Raw genomic sequence first — 16,448 nt, forward strand, 5'->3', positions numbered from 1 at the left:
TCAGCGGGCGGCCACGATGCCGTGGCGATAGGCGTACACGATGGCCGCCGGGCGATCTCGCAGCCCCAGTTTGCCGAAGATGCGGCCGATGTGACTCTTCACGGTGACACCGGAGATGACGAGTTCCTCGGCGATCTCACTGTTGGAGCGGCCCTTGGCGACCAGCGTCAGCACGTCGAGTTCCCGCGGCGTCAGCTCCCGCACCGCGTCGGGCGCGGGATCGGCGGCCGCCGTGCGATAGGTGGTCAGCACCCGCGCAGTCACCGACGGGTCCAGGTACCCGTCGCCGCGCGCGACGGCGTGCACCGCCCGGATGAGTTCCTCGGCAGGCGAATCCTTCAGGACGAATCCGGCTGCGCCCGCGCGTAATACGCCCGAGAGCAGCTCCTCGTCGCTGAACGTGGTGAGCGCCAGCACCGGCGGCCCGCCACGGTCGGTCAGGGTTTGCGTCGCCTCGATCCCGTTGACGCGCTTCATTCGCAGATCCATGACGACCACGTCGGGCCGGTGCTCGGCCACTGCCGCAGGCACCTCGTCGCCGTCGGAGCATTCGCCGACGACAACGATCCCGTCGCGGCGCCGCAGGATGCGGCGCAGACCCGAGCGCACCAATTCCTGGTCGTCGACGAGCAGCGCACTCACCGGGTCGGGGGTCACAGTGCACCGCCCCGCACCACGCAGCCGGGCCGACCGTCGACGGGGATGACCGCGCGCACCGACCACCCGTCACCGTCGGGTCCCGCGTCCAACGTGCCGCCGAGCAGTTCGATCCTCTGCCGCATGCCGCGCATGCCTCGCCCTTCGAGTTGCGCACCTGCGCCCGCGACGGGAACCGGAACCCGATTCACGATCACGAGCCGCGCCACGTTGCCGACGTCGAGCGCGACCGACGTCGCCGCCTCCGGCGCGTGCTTGGCGACATTGGCCAGCGACTCCTGCGCGATGCGGTACAGGGCCAGACCCTCGCCCGCGGAGATTCGGTCGATGTCCCCGGTGATGCGCAACGACACCGACAACCCGGCCCGCACGAAATCCTCCACGAGCGCGGCCAGATCACCGATGCCGGGGTTGGGCACCGCCGTGCCGGTGGCGTCGGCGAGCAGACCGACGGTGTGGCGGATGTCGGCCATGGCCTGGCGGCCGAGGCGCTCGGCCTGCTCGAGTGCCGCCACCGCCTCGTCGACATCGCGGTCGACCTGCAGATCGCGTCGCGCACCGGTGACGTGCAGCAGCGTCACACTCAACGAGTGCGCGATCACGTCGTGGACCTCGCGGGCGATCCGGCGCCGCTCGTCGGCGGCGGCGTGTTCGGCGAGTTTGGCCTGCGCCCGCCGCTGTTCGATCAGCAACTCCTGCTGGGTCCGCATCAGCGAGCCGACGAGCAGGCCGATCGCAATGAATGTCAGGTAGAGCCAGGGAGTTTCGAGCCGTCCGGCCCACATTGCTGCACCGACGAGCGCCGCCGCGGACAGCGCCACCAGCAGACTGGTGCGCGCCGAGGTGAACGCACCGATCATCCCGGTCAGCAGACTGAGCAGCAGCGGTGCGAAATCCCCGCTGATCGGTGTCGGGAACGCGAACAGGAGCAACGCGGTACTCGCCATCCACGCCAGCCACACCGTGGCCGCCTCGACCGCCACGGGCACCCGCCGGTCCAGGAAGAAGAACACGACATCGGGCACGATCGCGATCAGCAACGCGACGGCGGCGATCCACCAGTGCGACCACGGTCGCTGCAGTGCCGCGATCACCGAGACGACCACCATGGTCACGTCGACGCTGATGACGAACGGCCAGGTGTAGCCGCCCGGCATGTCCTCGGCCTTGCGTGCGGCGTACCCGCGCACGCGGTGCCGCAGCGCATCGAGCATCGGCCCAGTGTAGGAGCGGTCCGGAAACCGCAACACCGCCCGCGGTAGGCATTCCCCCTCCTACCCCGGTAGGAGGCGAACCTGCGCTCCAGGGACGATGCGCCCGTGCGCGACACTGCCTACCGTCGACGTATGGGTAACGGACTGGCGACCTGGATGCGCTGGACAGCACTGCACGGCATTCCCCGAGCCGTCCTCTCGTCGCGCGCCCGCCGGGGAGAACCGATGGCGACACTGAGCCTGGGTCGCGACGATCCGTCGGGACGGCTGCGCCGCATCGAAGAGATCCGCGCGGCCGGCCCGCTGGCCCGCACTCCCCTGGTGTTGGTCAGCGCCGATCACGCGGTCTGCCGCAGTGTGCTGCGCGACAACGACTTCGTGGTCGCCGATCCCGCGGAGACGGGCCTGCCCGAAGTCATCGCGCGCGTCATGCGCCGGCTCGACCCGGGGCTGCCCAATCCCGTCGAGTCACCGTCGATGCTGATGACCGATCCCCCCGAGCACACCGGTTACCGCAAGATGGTGTCGCGCAGCTTCACCCCTCGCGCCATCGCCACACTCGACTCCCGCATCGACGAGCTGACCCTCGCACTGCTCGACGGGCTCGACGGCCGCGACGAGGTGGACCTGATCTCCGACTACGCCGCGCAGGTGCCCGCCGCGGTGATCAGCGATCTCCTCGGCGTGCCGATCGCCGACCGACAGCGAATCCTCCGCTGGGGCAACCGAATTGCTCCGCTCCTCGACATCGGCATCACCTGGTCGGCCTACCACGGCGCGATCACCGAACTGCGGGACGTCGAGGAGTATCTGCTGGAGCACTTCCGGCGGCTGCGCGCCGAAGGGTCCGACGGCACACCGTTCAGCACCATGGCCCTCGAGGGCGGCCTCACCGACCGCGTGCTGCGGGCCAACGCGGCGCTGCTCGTGGGCGCGGGGGTCGAGACCACGGTCAACCTCATCGGCAACGGCATCGTCGCGCTGATGAATCACCCGGACCAACTCGCGCTCCTGCGCGACGATCCCGATCTGTGGCCGTCAGCCGTCGAGGAGATGCTGCGTTTCGACAGCCCGGTGCAGATGACCGCGCGCGAGGCCAGCCGCGACACCGAGATCGCCGGGGTGCCGATCCCGCGCGGCACCGCGGTGGTCCTGCTGCTCGGGGGCGCCAACAGGGATCCCCAGGTCTTCGACCAGCCGGACCGTTTCGACATCACCCGGCCGAACGCTCGCGAGCATCTGGCGTTCGGCAGCGGCATCCATGTCTGCCTGGGCGCCGCGCTGGCCCGCAACGAGGCGGTGACGGCATTGCGGGCCCTGTTCGACCGCTACCCCGACCTGCAGCTGTGTGGCGCACCCGAGCACCGGGGGCTGGTGAACCTCAACGGCTACCGCCGGATGACGGCCCGGCTCCGGCACGAGGCCGTCACGCGCACAGCGTCGTGACGAGGGAGAGTGGCAGCGGGCACCCCCTCTCCCGCAGCGCTGTGGCGACGCGGGACAGCCAGGCGTCGGGCCGGTCCTCGGCGATCACCCGGATGACGATCCAGTCGCGCTGCTCCAGCATCCGCAGCCGGGTGATGTCGTTGACATGAGTCCGCCGGTCGGTGCGGCGATGGTCGCCGTCGTATTCGACGGCGACGCCGTACTCCGGGTAGGCGAGGTCGAGGAACGCGACGGGCCGCGATCCGTCGAGCACCGGGTATTGCGTCTCAGGCCGCGGAAAGCCGTTGTCGTGCAGCGCAAGCCGGATCGCGCTCTCGCGCGGGGACGCCGCGCCGCCGTCGACCAGGGGCAGCACCTCGCGCAGCTGGGCGACGCCGTGCACCCGCGGATACCGCTGCGCCAGCTCGGCCACCTCGGCGATGTCGAACCGCTGGTTCCACATCAACGCATCCAGCCGGGCCAACGCCTCGGCGCGTTCGAGGTGACGGCCGAGATCGAACGCCGTACGCACCCGAGTGGTGACGGGCAAACCGCCGACATCGGTGATTTCATCTGCTGCCAGGCGTTCGGTGCGCAACAGAAGACCGTCCTGCGGCCGGCCTTTGGCTCCGGTCACCTCGATGGGTTGCCGCGCATCCACCCCCGGCGCACCGTGCAGCGCGGACGCGGTCACCCCGGCGATCACCCCGTGCCTACCGGTGGCCAACCACGCACCGATCGCACGGTGTTTGAGCGAGATCTCCCCGCCGGCACGGACGAAGACGCCGCGGTAGAGCTTCGTGTAATCGCGGCGCAGTTCGTGCCGGGTCACCACACCCGCCCGGACCGCCTCGCCGCCGAGAATGACCCTGTTCATGCAGCCATCCTGACAACGGCCACCGACATGTGAGCGACATCCACGTCCTGCAGCGAAAGTGCGAGGGATCGCCGACAAGACGTGGGTTTGCCCGGCGTTGCGGCTCAGCCTCCTGATCAGGCCATCGCACGGCGACCGGCGAGCGCCCGGCCGAGCGTCAGCTCGTCGGCGAATTCCAGATCCCCGCCCATCGGCAGACCCGACGCGATACGCGTCACCGTCAACCCCGGGATGTCGCGCAGCATCCGCACCAGGTACGTCGCGGTCGCCTCCCCCTCGGTGTTGGGGTCGGTCGCGATGATCACCTCGGCGACCTCCACGCCGTCGACACGCTCACCGATCCGGTTCAGCAGTTCCCGGATCCGCAGCTGGTCGGGGCCGATGCCCGAGAGCGGATCCAGCGCCCCACCCAGCACGTGATAGCGCCCGCGGAATTCTCGCGTCCGCTCGACGGCCTGGACGTCCTTGGGCTCTTCGACCACGCACACCAGCGACGCGTCCCGGCGCGGGTCCGCACAGATGCGGCAGCGCTCCTCGTCGCTGACGTTGCCGCACACCGCGCAGAACGTCACCCCGTCGCGCACCTTGTTCAGCACCGCGGTCAGCCGGTCGATGTCCGGCGGTTCGACGGACAGCAGGTGGAATGCGATCCGCTGGGCGCTCTTGGGGCCGATCCCGGGCAGCTTGCCGAGCTCGTCGATCAGGTCCTGAACGGGTCCTTCGAACAAGTCACATCCCCGGCAGGCCGGGGAATCCCTGGCCGCCCATGCCGCCTGCCAGCGGGCCGAGCCGGTCATGGGCCAGGATCGTGACCTGCTTCGCGGCGTCGGAGATCGCCCCGAGGATGAGGTCCTGCAGGGTCTCCACGTCCGACGGGTCGACCACCTTGGGATCGATGGCCACGCCGACGACCTCGCCGCTGCCCCGCATCGTGACCTGCACCAGGCCGCCTCCGGCCTGACCGTGCACCTCCGCGGCGGCCAGCGCTGCCTGCGCCTCCATCAACTGCTGCTGCATCTGCTGCGCCTGGGCGAGCAGTGCGGACATATCGGGTTGGCCACCAGGCTGCATGCTGATCCTCTTGCGGGTTGATTGCGTGTCGGTATCGACTTGGTTGCGCTCACGCCGAAGCGGCGCTCAGGGCTTCCAGCGTAGTCGGGAGGCGGGCTACCGTGGCGCGGTGCTGATGAGAGCCCCTCGCCGTGTCGGCGCCCAGATCCTCGCCGGGCTGCTCGTCGCGGCCTCCACGCTCGCCGCACCAGCACACGCCGCCCCCTCCAACGTCGCCGGCATGATCGTGTTCCTCGACCCGGGTCACCAGGCGTCGATGGCGGGGCTGAGCCGCCAGGTCCCCACCGGCCGCGGTGGCACCAAGGACTGCCAGGCCAGCGGCACGGCCACCGACGACGGCTACCCGGAGCACACGTTCACCTGGGACACCACGCTGCGGGTGCGGCAGGCACTGACGGGTCTCGGGGTGCGGACGGCGATGTCGCGCGGCGACGACACCGGGCCGGGGCCTTGCGTCGACGAGCGCGCCGCGATGGCCAACGCGATCCGGCCGAACGCGATCGTCTCGATCCACGCCGACGGCGGTCCGCCGACCGGGCGCGGCTTCCATGTGCTCTACTCGTCGCCGCCGCTGAACACGGCCCAGGCCGGGCCCGCGGTGCAATTCGCTCAGGTCATGCGCGACACGATGGCGGGCTCGGGGATACCGCCGGCGACCTACATCGGCTCGTCGGGGCTCAACCCCCGCGCCGACATCGCCGGGCTGAACCTGGCGCAGTACCCGTCGATCCTCGTCGAGTGCGGGAACATGAAGAACCCGATCGACTCCGGTCTGATGAAGACCCCCGAGGGTCGGCAGAAGTACGCGGACGCGATCGTGCGCGGCGTGGTGGCGTTCCTGGGCGCCCAGCGCGGCTAGACGTCCTGGACCGCTTCGGTGCCCTCCACCTCACGCTTGAGGTTGCCCAGCACCTCGGCCTGGATCTTGCGCAGGCCGATCGGCGCGAACGTCTTCTCGAAGAACCCACCGATGCCGCCGGCGCCCTGCCAGGACGTCTTGACCGTCACCGACGATCCCGGGCCCGCTGGTGCGACCGTCCAGTTGGTCACCATCGACGAGTTGGCGTCCTTCTCGATCACCGTGCGTCCCGCGACGTCGACGGTGGCCTTGACGTCGCGGGAGCGCGACTTCGTGGCTTGCAGCGTCCACGAGGCGACGGTTCCTGCACCCTGACCGCCCTCGAGCACGCGGTAGCCGCTGTAGTGCTCGGACAGGATCTTCGGACGCATCGCCTGGTAGTCGGCGACGGCGCCGAGCACTGTCGCGGGGTCGGCGTCGATCAGAACCGTGCTGGACGCGCTGACCTGTCCCATCGGTGGAACTCCTTGTCGTCGAGTGGGTGCGGTCGCATCGGGTGCGACCGCGGACTAGCGTATATGTGTGGCAGCGGGCTCGATCGACACGTGGGCCGCGCACGCCGATGGTGTGCAGCGGCTCCTGACCAGCTACCGGGCGATCCCGGCAGGCGCGACCGTACGCCTGGCCAAGCCCACCTCGAATCTGTTCCGCGCCCGCGCCAAGACCACGGCGCCCGGGTTGGACGTCTCCGGCCTGACCGGTGTGATCGCCGTCGATCCCGAATCACGCACCGCCGACGTGGCCGGCATGTGCACCTACGAAGATCTCGTCGCCGCGACGCTGCCGTACGGACTCTCACCCCTGGTCGTTCCGCAGCTGAAGACGATCACCCTCGGCGGCGCCGTCACCGGGCTGGGCATCGAGTCGACGTCGTTCCGCAACGGTCTGCCGCACGAGTCGGTGCTCGAGATGGACATCCTCACCGGCACAGGCGAAATCGTGCGCACGTCGGCCACCGAGCATCCCGATCTGTTCGCCACCTTCCCCAATTCGTATGGGACGCTCGGGTATTCGGTTCGGTTGAAGATCGAGCTGGAGCCGGTCAAGCCGTTCGTGGTGCTGCGCCACCTCCGCTTCCACTCCATCGCCGAGCTCGTCGAGGCGATGGACCGCATCATCGAAACGGGCGGCTGGAACGGCGAGCGGGTCGACTACCTCGACGGTGTCGTGTTCACCGCCGACGAGAGCTACCTGTGTCTGGGCACACAGTCGGCCACGCCGGGCCCCGTCAGCGACTACACCGGCCAGCAGATCTACTACCGGTCCATCCAGCATCCGGCCGGGGAGAAGCACGACCGGTTGACGATCCATGACTACCTGTGGCGCTGGGATCCCGACTGGTTCTGGTGCTCACGGGCTTTCGGCGCCCAGAACCCTCGGATCAGGCGCATCTGGCCGCGACGCCTCCGGCGCAGCAGCTTCTACTGGAAGCTGATCGGCTACGACCAGCGCTTCGACATCGCCGATCGCATCGAGAAGCGCAACGGCCGGCCACCGCGGGAGCGGGTCGTGCAGGACATCGAGGTGCCGATCGAGAACACCGCCGAGTTCGTGGAATGGTTCCTGGCCACGATCCCGATCGAACCGATCTGGTTGTGCCCGTTGCGCCTGCGCGAATCGACGAGTTCAGCTGATGGCTGGCCGTTGTATCCGATTCGGCCGCAGCACAGTTACGTCAACGTCGGATTCTGGTCCTCGGTGCCTATCGGGCCGCAGGAGGGGTACACGAACAAGATGATCGAGCGGAAGGTCAGCGACCTCGCCGGACACAAATCCCTGTACTCGGACGCCTTCTACTCGCGGGAGGAGTTCGACGAGCTCTACGGCGGCGAGGTGTACACCACTGTGAAGAAGACCTACGACCCCGACTCACGGTTTCTGGACCTGTATGCGAAGGCGGTGCGGCGACAATGACGACCTTTCGAGAGACGGCCGAGGCCCCGAAGCTGACGCTGGCCGAGATCCTGGAGATATTCGCCTCGGGCACGCAGCCGCTGAGGTTCACCGCCTACGACGGCAGCAGCGCCGGGCCCGACGACGCCGATCTCGGCCTGGATCTGCTGACCCCGCGCGGCACCACCTACCTCGCGACCGCTCCCGGTGATCTGGGCCTGGCGCGCGCCTACATCTCCGGCAACCTCGACATGCGGGGTGTGCACCCTGGTGATCCGTACCCGTTGCTCAACGCGCTGACCGAGAAGCTGGACTTCAAGCGGCCTTCGGCGCGGGTGCTGGCTCAGATCGTCCGTTCGATCGGCATCGAGCACCTCAAGCCGATCTCACCGCCGCCACAGGAGGCGCTGCCACGTTGGCGCCGCTTCGCAGAAGGACTGCGGCACAGCAAGGCTCGTGACGCCGAGGCCATCCATCACCACTACGACGTGTCGAACACCTTCTACGAGTGGGTGCTGGGGCCGTCGATGACCTACACCTGTGCCTGCTATCCGCGGCCGGATGCGTCGTTGGAAGAGGCGCAGGAGAACAAATACCGATTGGTGTTCGAGAAGCTGCGGTTGCAGCCCGGCGACCGGTTGCTCGACGTCGGCTGCGGTTGGGGCGGCATGGTGCGCTACGCGGCCCGGCACGGCGTGAACGCGATCGGCGTCACGCTGTCCCGCCAACAGGCCGAGTGGGCCCAGAAAGCCATCGCCGACGAGGGATTGGGCGATCTGGCGCAGGTGCGCCACAGCGATTACCGCGACGTGCGGGAGTCCCAGTTCGACGCGGTGTCCTCGATCGGTCTGACCGAACACATCGGGGTGGCCAACTATCCGGCTTACTTCCGGTTCCTGAAGTCCAAGCTGCGCACCGGTGGGTTGCTCCTCAACCACTGCATCACCCGGCACGACAACCGACACGGCGCCGCTGCGGGTGGGTTCATCGACCGCTATGTGTTCCCCGACGGGGAGCTGACCGGGTCCGGCCGCATCATCACCGAGATCCAGGACGTCGGCCTGGAGGTGCTGCACGAGGAGAACCTGCGTCACCACTACGCGATGACGCTGCGGGACTGGTGTCGCAACCTCGTCGACAACTGGGATCAGGCGGTCGACGAAGTGGGGCTGCCCACCGCCAAGGTGTGGGGTCTGTACATGGCGGCCTCGCGAGTGGGCTTCGAGCAGAACGCGATTCAACTGCACCAGGTGTTGGCCGCGAAGCTCGATGAACATGGCCGCGACGGCGGCCTGCCGCTGCGGCCCTGGTGGACCGCCTGACCGCTCACCCGTCGATACGGCGCGCGCCCAGCTCGCTCTGCAGCAGCTCCAACGCCGCTTCCTCCGGATCGCGGCGCGGCGCGGCGGGGTCGATCGTGCCGGCCTCGGCCAGCATGCTCTCCTCGTCGTCCCCGTCCGGCGGTGGCGGCGGCTCGTCGGGTATCCGGCGCGGCTGAGCGGGCGCAGGCGCCGCGGCGGGTGCGGAGCCCACCTCGCAGCGCACGGCCCAGTTCACCCCCAGCGCGTCCTTGAGCGCCTCCCGGATGACGTCGGCGTTGCGCTGCTCGGTCAACCGTTTGGCCAGCGGCGCCGACTCGTGGCTCAGGATCAGCGTGCCGTCCTCCACCGCGCGCACGATCGCCCCGGCCAGCATCACCTCGGTGGTGCGGCTGCGCTCCCTGACCTTCTCGCGCACCGTGGTCCACATGCTGCGCACGGCCGCGGCGTTCGGCTCACCCGCCGCGACCGCAGCCGCGGGGGTGACGGGTGGGACTTCGACCGCGGGCGCAGCAGGCGGGCGCACCGGCGGCGGTGACGAAACCGGTTCGGGCGCCGCAGGTTCCGGTGCGGCGGGAGCCGGCGCAGCAGGTGCGGAAGGCGCCGCTGCCACCGGCCTCGGTGGCGCCGCCTGCGGGGCGGGCGGCGGTGTCGGCGGTGTCGGCGGTGCGGCGGGCGCAACGGAGGGTTGCTCGACGGCTTGTTCCGCCACCTTGGTCTTGCGGACGTACTGCTTGACCGGCGCCGCGGCAGCAGGGGCGGCGCCCCCGTCGGCGGGGATCGACATGTCCAGGCGGGTCTCGATGCGTTCCACCCGCTGCAACAGCGCGGACTCGGTGTCGCTGGCCGACGGCAGCAGCAGGCGCGCGCACACCACTTCGAGCAGGAGCCGCGGCGCCGTCGCTCCGCGCATCTCCCCCAGCCCGGCGTGCACCACCTCGGCGTAGCGGGTCAGCGTGGCTGTCCCGATCCGCGCCGCCTGATCGCGCATCCTGTCCAATTCGTCCTCGGCCCCGTCCACCACGCCGCGGGCGACAGCGTCCGGCACGGCCTGCAGCACGATCAGGTCCCGGAACCGCTCCAGCAGATCCGTCGCGAAGCGGCGCGGGTCGTGGCCCGCGTCGACGACACCCTCGACCGCGCCGAACAACGCCGCTGCGTCACCGGCGGCGAGCGCATCGATCGCATCGTCGATCAGCGCGACGTCCGTGGCCCCCAGCAGCGCCAGGGCACGCTGGTAGGCGACATGGTTCCCGTCGGCGCCGGCGAGCAGTTGATCGAGGACCGACAGCGTGTCTCGCGGTGAGCCGCCGCCGGCCCGGATGACGAGCGGGTACACCGCGTCGTCGACGTCGACGCTCTCCGAGGCGACGATCTTCTCGATCAGTGACCGCATGATGCGGGGCGCCAGCAGCCGGAACGGATAGTGGTGGGTGCGCGAGCGGATGGTCGGCAGCACCTTCTCCGGCTCGGTGGTGGCGAACACGAAGATCAGGTGGTCCGGCGGTTCCTCGACGATCTTGAGCAGGGCATTGAAACCCTCCTTACTGACCATGTGCGCTTCGTCGATGATGAAGATCCGGTACCGCGATTGCGCAGGGGCGTAGAACGCGCGGTCCCGGAGTTCACGGGTGTCGTCGACCCTGCCGTGGCTGGCGGCGTCGAGCTCGGTGACGTCGACGCTGCCCGGACCGTTGGGCGCCAACGCCACGCACGACGGGCACACCCCGCAGGGCGTGGAGGTCGGGCCCTGCTCGCAGTTCAGCGATCGCGCCATGATGCGCGCCGAGGACGTCTTTCCGCAGCCCCGCGGCCCCGAGAACAGGTACGCATGGTTGATGCGGCCCGAGTTCAGCGCGATGGACAACGGCTCGGTGACGTGTTCCTGGCCGACGACCTCGGCGAAGGTCGCCGGTCGGTACTTACGGTAGAGAGCCACGGAAGCAGGCTACCGACCCCATCCGACTACTTCGCGGCCTACTTCGCGGCCTACTTGTCGGCCAGCAGTGACTCGGTGGCCGACAGCAGCGCGCACGTGGCCAACCCGTCGATCGCTTCGCGCAGATCGGCCATCCCCGGGAACGTCGGCGCGATCCGGATGTTGCTGTCTTCCGGGTCTTTTCGGTATGGGAACGAGGCGCCGGCCTCGGTCACGGCGATCCCCGCATCTTTGGCCAACGCGACGGTGCGCTTGGCCGTCCCGGGCAGCACGTCGAGGCTGACGAAGTAGCCGCCCTTGGGGTCGGTCCACGACGCGATCTTGGACTCGCCCAGCCGGTCCTCCAGGATCTCCTGGACGAGCGCGAACTTGGGTGCGAGCAACTCCTGGTGGCGCTGCATGTGCAGCCGGACCCCGTCGGCGTCGCCGAAGAAGCGCAGATGCCGAAGCTGATTGACCTTGTCGGGTCCGATCGACTTCTTGCCCGCGTGCTGCAGGTACCACGCGATATTGCCCAGCGATCCGCCGAAGAAGCTGACCCCTGCCCCGGCGAAGGTGATCTTCGAGGTCGAGGCGAACACGAGGGGCCGATTCGGGTGGTTGGCGGCCGCGGCCAGGCCCAACACGTCGACCTGCTTGGCGAACTCGTGGGTGAGCGTGTGCACCACGTAGGCGTTGTCCCACATCAAGCGGAAGTCGGTTGCGGCCGTTGGCATCTGAACCAACCGGCGAACCACTTCCCAGGAATAGGTGGCGCCGGTGGGGTTGGCGTACACCGGCACGCACCACATGCCCTTGATCGCCGGGTCCACGGCGACGAGTTCTTCGATGAGGTCGACGTCGGGCCCGTCCTCGCGCATCGGCACCGTGATCATCTCGATGCCGAGGCTCTCGGTGATCGCGAAGTGTCGGTCGTACCCGGGCGCCGGGCACAGGAACTTCACACCTGTGCCGTCGCGCAGGTCGTCGATCCAGGGCCGGGGCGAGTCGACGCCGCCGTGCAGCAGGCAATAGACGACCACGTCGTGCATGAACTCGAGGCTGGCGTTGTTGCCCGCGATCAGGTTCGACGCTCCGATACCCAGCAGCTCGCCGAAGATGGCGCGCAGGGCAGGGAGGCCGTGCAGACCGCCGTAGTTGCGGGTGTCGGTGCCGTCGGGGTCTCGGAACGCATCCGGACCTTCTCCAGGCAGGCTCAGCAGCGCATTGGACAGATCGAGTTGGGCAGGTGACGGCTTGCCGCGGGTGAGGTCGAGCGCGAGCTTCTTGGCCTGCAGCTCGGCGTAGTTGCGCTGCTGCAGTTCGTGCTGCTGGGCCAGCTCTTCGCGGCTCAGCGACTGAAACGCCACGGCTCGCCTTTCCCGTCGTGTGGGTGACATGAAGGGGACCCCGCGCACCCGCCAGAGCCCGTTGACCCTTGCTGCCTTCCGGCCCTGGGGGAGTTCACAGGATGGACGCCGCGCGGGGTCCACGAGGAGTCTAGCGGGTGGCGGATTTTTCGAGCCACCATGGCAGTCGGTTACCATTGCCGACGGAGGATTCGCCTAGTGGCCTATGGCGCTCGCCTGGAACGCGGGTTGGGTTAACAGCCCTCGCGGGTTCAAATCCCGCATCCTCCGCACTCGCCCGGGGTGCGATCGACCGGTTCACCCACGTCATCGCACCCCGGGCACCACGATCGAGGAGGAGTATGGGCCGCACCGTCGCGGTGGTCTGGCACGTGTCGTTCGCCGTTGCCGCAGGTGTCCTCTACTACTTCTTCGTCCTTCCCCGCACTTTTGAACTGCTCGGCGACACCTCGCACACGCTGGGCTCCGCGATGCGAATTGTCACCGGCGCGCTGATCGGCCTGGCCGCGCTGCCCGTCGTGTTCACGCTGCAACGCACCCGCCGGCCCGAGTTCGGCGTGCCCCACGTGGCGCTCCGGTTGCGCACCGCCTCGATCGTGCTGCACGTGCTGGCCGCGGTCCTGATCATCGGGACGGCGATCGCCGAGATCTGGATCTCGTTGGACAGCGCCGGACAGTGGTTGTTCGGCATCTACGGCGCGGCCGCGGCGATCGCGCTGCTCGGGTTCCTCGGGTTCTACCTGGCCTTCGTCGCGGAGCTGCCGCCGCCGCCCCCGAAACCGGTGAAAGTCAAGCAGCGCACGTCTCGGCGGCGCCGGAAAGACGACACCGGCACCGAGGCCGGAGACGACACCGCTGACGACAGCAGTGACGACGCGGCTGACAGCGCAGACGCAGACGGCCAGACCGATGACGAGGCCGGAGACGTGTCGGAGGAGCCGACCACCGGTAGCGACGCCGACGACTCCAAGGACGACTCCGACGACGGTTCCGAGGACGATTCCGACGGCCCCGGCAAGCTGCAGAACAAGCGCCCCAGCGGCAAGGGCACGCTGCTCAGCAGGCGTCGCCGCACCCGCGGTTCGGTCGCGGTCGAGGACTGAGCAAGCACGAGCTCGTTCGACAGCAGCTCATCCGACAGCCACTATTGACGCTATGGGTTCTTTTCCCCGGTTGAGGTTCGCCCTGGCCGCAGTGATCGCAGCGATGGCATTCGTCGCCCCGGTGGCGCCGGCCTCCGCTGCCCCCACCGACCTGGTCGCCGTCTCGATGCAGGTCGAGCCATCGGTGGTGCGGATCGACACCCAGGTCGACTACCAGGGCGTCATCGGCGCCGGTACCGGCTTCGTGATCGATCCCAATGGCCAGGTCCTGACCAACTTCCACGTCGTCCAGGGCGCCGACCGCATCACCGGCACCGTCAACGGGCGCGCCTACCCCGCGACCCTGGTCGGGTACGACCGCAAACGCGACGTCGCCGTGCTCCAGTTGCTGGGCGCCGTCGGTCTTCCACCCGCCCGGATCGGTGATTCGAACATCCTGGTTCCCGGTGAGCCCGTCATCGCGCTGGGCAACGCCTCGGGCACCCAGAGTCCCCTGACGCAGGAGGCGGGCACGTTCACCGCGTTCGGTCAGACGGTCAACGCCGAGGACACGCTGACCGGCTCCAGCGACGAGATCACCGGTCTGATCGAGTTCGCCGCACCGGTGCGTGCGGGCGACTCGGGCGGCCCCGTTGTCAACGCCAACGGCGAAGTCGTCGGCATCACCACCGCCGCGTCGGTGAACTTCCGGATGGGCCCGGGCGGCAAGGGGTTCGCGATCCCGATCAATGACGCGATGTCGATCGCCAACCAGATCCGTGCCGGGGCGGCGTCGGACAGCGTGCACATCGGCCCCCCGGTCCTGCTGGGCGTCGGCATTCGCGCCGCGGACCGCGGCACGTCGGGTGTCGTCATCCAGGAAGTGCTGCGTGGTGGCCCGGCCGAGCAGGCCGGACTGGCCGACGGTGACCTGTTGCTCGCTGTGGACGGGGTGCGGCTGGACTCGTCGAAGTCGCTGCCCGCGGTTTTGGACCGGCACTACCCCGGCGACGTCGTCGACCTGACGTGGATCGACCGCAGCGGTGGTACGCGCACCGGCAAGGCGGTTCTCACCCCAGGTACCTGACCCGCTGTCCTCCCGGCGAGCAGACACGATGTCGAGCTGTTTTGCGCGTGTCGCGCTCGAGTTCGCGTCTGCTCGCGGAAGTGACGTGAGCGCGGTCAGGCCGGCAGCGCGCGCAGCGTCGCGGCGATGACCTCGATCACCTGCTGCGGCTGCTTCTCCAAAAAGAAGTGCCCGCCGGAGAAGGTGTGCACGGACCCGCCCGCTGTGGTGTGTTCGTGCCAGGCCGAGGCGTCGGCCACGCTGGTCTTCGGGTCGTCGGTCGCCGTCATCACGACCACGGGTGCCTGGATGCCGATATCGGTGCCGCGGTGGTAGGCCTGCAGCGCGCGATAGTCGTTGCGGAACGCCGGCAGGAACGTCTCGAGCATCTCCTTGTTCTCCAGCACCCGCGGGTCGGTGCCGCCGAGCTGGCGCATCACGTCGACGAGCTCGCGGTCGTCCTTGTGGTCCCGTTCGTCGCCGTAGCGGCTGGGTGCGCGCGAGCCGGAGGCGAAGATCGTCACCGGGGCGCGGCCCTGCGATGCCTCCAGCCTGCGGGTCACCTCGAAGGCCAGCACGGCGCCCATGCTGTGCCCGAAAAACGCAACCGGACCGGCGGGCACCGCGGCGAGCTCGGCGGTGATCTGATCGGCCATGTCATCGATCGTGTCGACGAACGGCTCCTTGTACCGGTCCTGCCGCCCCGGATACTGCAGTGCGAAGACGTCGAACTCCGGGGACAGCGCCCGCGACAGCGGGAAGTAGTAGCTGGCCGACCCGCCGGCGTGCGGGAAACACACCAGACGAACGGGCGCCGCCGGGGCGGGGGTGAAGTTGCGGACCCAGGCGCTCCGCTGCGGCTGCGTCACGGCTGCGCCGCCGGCGGGGCGGGTGGTGGTGGCGGCGCGCCGGGAGGCGGCGGTGGAGGCGGTGGTTCTTCCACGACGCGCAGGACGTTCACCGACAGCCTCGCTCCCGGTGGCCCTTCGATCTGGACGTCCTTGAAGATCTCCGCCTTCTCGCCCTGCACGGTGAACCGGCCCGGCTGCGGCGCGGTACCGCCAGTGACCTCGTACTCGACGGCGAACGGCGTCTCCGGGAAAGGATGCAGCCCAACGTATTTGGGTTCGATCGTGTAGGTGTACACGCACGGGCCGTTGGGCTGGCAGGTCTGGTTGGTCACCGTGACCCCGATCAGGAATTCCTTGACCGTGGGCACCGACGGCGGTGGCGGAGCGGGCGGTGTCCGACGCGGGATCGCGGACTGCTGCTCGTCGGACCTGGCCACCAGCACGAGCGACGCGATGCCGACGCCGCTGGCCAGCACTCCGATGATCGCCAGCGCGGCGAGGAGTTTGCGGAAGGTCACCTGGGCAGGGTAGCGGCTGATGTCACTCTGCGACGCTATCGCCCTCCGGGTCAGAGCGGGAACGGCGGCCGGCCGACGCCGCTGATCATCAGATGTCCACCCGGGGTTCGCTCCACGAGGCGGGCGGCCACATCGTCGTCGGCCACGCACAGTCGAGCCGCAGCGCTGCCCGACCGGACTTCCTCCGGCACGTCGTAGACGGTGCCCTGCCAGTGGTAGCGCCCGTCGAACGGGTTGATCGAGCCCGTCAGTCGCACTCGTACGGCATGACGCGTGTCGCCGACGACCAGGCTGGCGGGTCCGTCGTATCCGCGATCCCCCACGTCGA

General features: G+C 69.1%; 17 protein-coding genes, 1 tRNA gene and 1 other RNA gene. 7 read left to right on the forward strand and 12 right to left on the reverse strand.

Annotated features, from left to right (window positions below):
* On the reverse strand, window positions 1–657 hold the full coding sequence (locus tag MHN84_RS11085) for a response regulator transcription factor (protein ID WP_241204685.1): 657 nt from the start codon (window positions 655–657) through the stop codon (window positions 1–3).
* Window positions 654–1,871: a sensor histidine kinase gene (locus tag MHN84_RS11090; RefSeq protein ID WP_241204686.1), complete on the reverse strand. Its 1,218-nt coding sequence runs from the start codon at window positions 1,869–1,871 to the stop codon at window positions 654–656. The genes MHN84_RS11085 and MHN84_RS11090 overlap by 4 nt, the downstream gene beginning before the upstream one ends.
* 132 nt (window positions 1,872–2,003) lie before the next feature.
* On the opposite strand from MHN84_RS11090, the gene MHN84_RS11095 reads away from it, so the two are divergent.
* A complete protein-coding gene (locus tag MHN84_RS11095) occupies window positions 2,004–3,317 on the forward strand; it encodes a cytochrome P450 (protein ID WP_241204687.1) in 1,314 nt (437 codons plus the stop codon).
* Here MHN84_RS11095 and MHN84_RS11100 read toward each other — a convergent pair.
* The 3 genes from MHN84_RS11100 to MHN84_RS11110 all read right to left on the reverse strand — a co-directional run bounded on the left by MHN84_RS11100 (window position 3,298) and on the right by MHN84_RS11110 (window position 5,244).
* A complete protein-coding gene (locus MHN84_RS11100; protein WP_241204688.1) occupies window positions 3,298–4,173 on the reverse strand; it encodes a hypothetical protein in 876 nt (291 codons plus the stop codon). The two genes, MHN84_RS11095 and MHN84_RS11100, sit on opposite strands and share 20 nt — an antisense overlap.
* 116 nt (window positions 4,174–4,289) lie before the next feature.
* Complete coding sequence (recR, locus tag MHN84_RS11105; protein WP_143815683.1) at window positions 4,290–4,901, reverse strand: recombination mediator RecR; 612 nt, start codon at window positions 4,899–4,901, stop codon at window positions 4,290–4,292.
* A gap of 1 nt (window position 4,902) precedes the next feature.
* Entirely contained in the window at window positions 4,903–5,244 is a 342-nt protein-coding gene (locus MHN84_RS11110) for a YbaB/EbfC family nucleoid-associated protein (protein ID WP_241204689.1), read from the reverse strand.
* 115 nt (window positions 5,245–5,359) lie between these two features.
* Between MHN84_RS11110 and MHN84_RS11115 the strand changes: the two genes are divergently transcribed.
* The gene (locus tag MHN84_RS11115) at window positions 5,360–6,103 is read left to right on the forward strand and encodes an Rv3717 family N-acetylmuramoyl-L-alanine amidase (RefSeq protein ID WP_241204861.1); all 744 of its coding nucleotides are present in this window, start codon (window positions 5,360–5,362) and stop codon (window positions 6,101–6,103) included.
* Here MHN84_RS11115 and MHN84_RS11120 read toward each other — a convergent pair.
* Window positions 6,100–6,558, reverse strand: coding sequence for an SRPBCC family protein (locus MHN84_RS11120; RefSeq protein WP_241204690.1), 459 nt, complete (start codon window positions 6,556–6,558; stop codon window positions 6,100–6,102). The two genes, MHN84_RS11115 and MHN84_RS11120, sit on opposite strands and share 4 nt — an antisense overlap.
* Window positions 6,559–6,625: 67 nt before the next feature.
* Between MHN84_RS11120 and MHN84_RS11125 the strand changes: the two genes are divergently transcribed.
* Window positions 6,626–8,017 carry an FAD-binding oxidoreductase gene (locus tag MHN84_RS11125; protein ID WP_241204691.1) on the forward strand — a complete coding sequence of 464 codons (1,392 nt, stop codon included), beginning with the start codon at window positions 6,626–6,628 and terminating at the stop codon, window positions 8,015–8,017.
* Window positions 8,014–9,318 carry a class I SAM-dependent methyltransferase gene (locus MHN84_RS11130; RefSeq protein ID WP_241204692.1) on the forward strand — a complete coding sequence of 435 codons (1,305 nt, stop codon included), beginning with the start codon at window positions 8,014–8,016 and terminating at the stop codon, window positions 9,316–9,318. Before MHN84_RS11125 ends, MHN84_RS11130 begins: the two co-directional genes overlap by 4 nt.
* Before the next feature lie 4 nt (window positions 9,319–9,322).
* Here the strand turns inward: MHN84_RS11130 and MHN84_RS11135 are convergent, their stop codons facing one another.
* From MHN84_RS11135 to ffs, 3 genes are all read right to left on the reverse strand, one after another.
* Window positions 9,323–11,254 (reverse strand): DNA polymerase III subunits gamma/tau, encoded by a 1,932-nt coding sequence (locus MHN84_RS11135; protein ID WP_241204693.1) that lies wholly within the window; start codon window positions 11,252–11,254, stop codon window positions 9,323–9,325.
* 50 nt (window positions 11,255–11,304) lie between these two features.
* Window positions 11,305–12,603 (reverse strand): aminotransferase class I/II-fold pyridoxal phosphate-dependent enzyme, encoded by a 1,299-nt coding sequence (locus MHN84_RS11140; RefSeq protein WP_241204694.1) that lies wholly within the window; start codon window positions 12,601–12,603, stop codon window positions 11,305–11,307.
* A gap of 29 nt (window positions 12,604–12,632) precedes the next feature.
* An RNA gene (gene ffs, locus MHN84_RS11145) (signal recognition particle sRNA small type) lies at window positions 12,633–12,727 on the reverse strand.
* 60 nt (window positions 12,728–12,787) lie between these two features.
* On the opposite strand from ffs, the gene MHN84_RS11150 reads away from it, so the two are divergent.
* The 3 genes from MHN84_RS11150 to MHN84_RS11160 all read left to right on the forward strand — a co-directional run bounded on the left by MHN84_RS11150 (window position 12,788) and on the right by MHN84_RS11160 (window position 14,772).
* Window positions 12,788–12,873 (forward strand) — tRNA-Ser (locus MHN84_RS11150).
* A gap of 71 nt (window positions 12,874–12,944) precedes the next feature.
* The gene (locus MHN84_RS11155) at window positions 12,945–13,706 is read left to right on the forward strand and encodes a hypothetical protein (RefSeq protein WP_241204695.1); all 762 of its coding nucleotides are present in this window, start codon (window positions 12,945–12,947) and stop codon (window positions 13,704–13,706) included.
* A gap of 52 nt (window positions 13,707–13,758) precedes the next feature.
* Entirely contained in the window at window positions 13,759–14,772 is a 1,014-nt protein-coding gene (locus MHN84_RS11160) for a trypsin-like peptidase domain-containing protein (protein WP_241204696.1), read from the forward strand.
* A 95-nt stretch (window positions 14,773–14,867) separates the two neighbouring features.
* On the opposite strand, the gene MHN84_RS11165 is transcribed toward MHN84_RS11160, so the two are convergent.
* From MHN84_RS11165 to MHN84_RS11175, 3 genes are read right to left on the reverse strand one after another with little or no spacing between them, the layout of a single operon-like run.
* Window positions 14,868–15,620: a thioesterase II family protein gene (locus MHN84_RS11165; RefSeq protein ID WP_241204697.1), complete on the reverse strand. Its 753-nt coding sequence runs from the start codon at window positions 15,618–15,620 to the stop codon at window positions 14,868–14,870.
* Complete coding sequence (locus tag MHN84_RS11170; RefSeq protein ID WP_241204698.1) at window positions 15,617–16,120, reverse strand: hypothetical protein; 504 nt, start codon at window positions 16,118–16,120, stop codon at window positions 15,617–15,619. Before MHN84_RS11170 ends, MHN84_RS11165 begins: the two co-directional genes overlap by 4 nt.
* A gap of 50 nt (window positions 16,121–16,170) precedes the next feature.
* Window positions 16,171–16,443: a DUF4873 domain-containing protein gene (locus tag MHN84_RS11175; RefSeq protein WP_241204699.1), complete on the reverse strand. Its 273-nt coding sequence runs from the start codon at window positions 16,441–16,443 to the stop codon at window positions 16,171–16,173.
* Window positions 16,444–16,448: the final 5 nt, after the last annotated feature.

It is taken from the genome of Mycobacterium sp. PSTR-4-N (genome assembly GCF_022348085.1).
Lineage (GTDB): Bacteria > Actinomycetota > Actinomycetes > Mycobacteriales > Mycobacteriaceae > Mycobacterium.